The 1,953-nt window shown below is 36.3% G+C and carries 1 protein-coding gene; it reads left to right on the top strand.

The features are described 5' to 3' along the window. A partial coding sequence (locus B3D59_RS07680; protein ID WP_286818751.1) for an AAA family ATPase occupies positions 1 to 1,871 on the top strand: 1,871 nt, incomplete at its 5' end. Between the last annotated feature and the right edge of the window lie 82 nt (positions 1,872 to 1,953).

Genomic DNA, 1,953 nt, shown 5'->3' with positions numbered 1-1,953 from the left:
GGCTCGGCTCAGCCGGGCGTTATACAAAAAAACTAAGGAACCTTCATATGAGAATTCATGCAATACACGCAAAAAATATCCCACCGGTAGAAAATTTCGAAGTCGAAAATTTATCCGATCTTGTCGTTATAGCGGGATCAAATGGCGTTGGAAAAACGAGACTCATCAGTTCATTGCTACAATACCTGCAAAATTTTAATAATCCAAATATTATTTTCATTATCGTTGCAACTGATAAGACAGAAGAATCTGCATGGAATAAAAAAATATTAAATACCTCAGATGCAAACGATATTAAACTTCTGAAAACTACTCTTCAACAAAATAGATTAAGAAGAAATTTTGTTAATAGCATTTTATATTATGAGAGTGACAGAAGCATCCAGAAAATTAAGCCCTATGCCTTTACATGGGATACCCCTGACCCTTGGGTTGAACAAGTATCGTGGAATATTGCCTGTGGAGGATTGCAGAATCGTTTCCAAGATACTTTACACGCAATATTTAAAAAAATTCAGAACCAAAAGACGTCTATAGCAAGTACAGCAATAAAGCTGAAAAACGAAGGTTATGCTTCAATGAACCTCGATTTCTTAGATCCGCTTGAACCCTTTAAAGAAGCATTCTTCCAATTATTAGGCCCCAAAACTCTTGAGAAAGCAGACGTTACAAACCAAACATTATATTATTCCCTTAATGGAAATACTTTTGATATTAACACATTAAGTTCTGGAGAGAGGGAAGTGCTTAATATAACATTTGATTTTATACTTCGCAAGCCATCTCACTGCATTATATTTTTTGATGAACCAGAACTTCATTTGCATCCAGAATTATCGCATAAGCTAATTAGTACTCTCAAAACGGTAGGCAAAAGCAATCAATTCATTCTATGCACGCACTCACCAGACATTATTTCATCAACTTTAGACGATTCTGTAATTTTTATATCACCCCCAAAAAATAATGGTGCTAATCAAGCAATATTAGTAAAAGCTGACGATGAAACGAATGATGCTCTTCAAAGGCTAGGACATTCCATTGGAATTGTTTCACTTGGGAAAAAAATAGTCCTGATTGAAGGCAACGATTCAAGTCTTGACAAACAAACTTATACGCATTTGCTAAAAAATAGATTTTCAAACTTGGTACTTTTGCCAAGCGCTGGGAAAAGCACCATTAAATCATTTCATGTTATTTTGTCACAAATACTTGATCGTTCAATCTGGGGTGTCCAATTCTTTATGCTCGCCGATCGTGATGCGCTACCTTCCAATTATGATAGTGCCAAGCTCGTTGCAGATTCAAAAGGAAGATTCCAGTCCTTATCTAAATATCATCTTGAAAATTATTTTCTTGATGAAAATATTTTGTCCGCAATATTTAAAGAAATGGAACCACCAGAATCATGGCTATGTGATCCCCTGCAAATAAGAAACAAACTTCGTGAAATTGCACGTTCTCGAATTTCATATGCGACAGCATTAATAGCATCTAAATATTTTAGAGAGAGCGTAGGGAACCTCGATATAATGCCTGATGATTGTCATTCAAAATCGTTAGAAGACCTATCAACAAAGGTGCTGGAACGTAGAAATGTTGAACAAGAACGCATTGTAAAAGGCATTGAAGGGGAACAATTAAAAAGTTATATTGAAAACACTTATAACACTCTGCTGGCCAGTCTTGATGCTGATAGCGCAGATTGGAAAAATGACATACCTGGTAAACAAATATTTAAAATTTTCTGTAGTGATGCCAAAATTCAGGAGGGACGTCTCAAAACCTTATACATCAAGAAGGCAGAGGAGATAAAAACGAATCCATTCCAAGAGATAATAGAAATATTCCGTAATTTTGAGGCAATTTAATATGAGTGTATAACAAGGCGCTCAAGCCGATTGCGGCCCCGTGGGCCGCTCCGGCTTAGCTTTTCGTTCGGCTGAAACGAAA

It is taken from the genome of Desulfobacter sp. UBA2225, assembly GCF_002348205.1.
In the GTDB taxonomy this organism is placed as follows: Bacteria; Desulfobacterota; Desulfobacteria; order Desulfobacterales; family Desulfobacteraceae; genus Desulfobacter; species Desulfobacter postgatei.
Note: the sequence above shows the minus strand (reverse complement) of the source record. Positions and strands in the feature narration are given on the sequence as shown.